General features: G+C 63.4%; 1 pseudogene. It reads right to left on the reverse strand.

Annotated features, from left to right (window positions below):
• A pseudogene (locus AAEY83_RS16915) lies at window positions 1–254 on the reverse strand (tRNA glutamyl-Q(34) synthetase GluQRS); the annotation flags it as partial.

A 254-nucleotide genomic window follows, 5' to 3' on the forward strand; every position in this document is an offset into this window, starting at 1 on the left:
TCATCGAGCACCACCGCCAATTGATAAGCGTAGAGACCATCGCGCCGACGGATGACGAAGTCGCCGACGTCGCGGCCCAGGTGCTGGCGGTATTCGCCCTGCACGCGATCAATGAAGTGGTATTCCAGCTCCGGCACGCGCAGGCGGATCGCGGCGTCGTGCTGATCATGCCCGGCGTTGCGGCAAAACCCCGGATAAATCCCGTGATAGGGCTCCAGTTGTTTGCGCGAGCAGGTGCAGGCGTAGGCCAGGCC

It is taken from the genome of Psychrobacter sp. TB20-MNA-CIBAN-0197 (assembly GCF_040309765.1).
Taxonomy (GTDB): domain Bacteria; phylum Pseudomonadota; class Gammaproteobacteria; order Pseudomonadales; family Moraxellaceae; genus Psychrobacter; species Psychrobacter submarinus.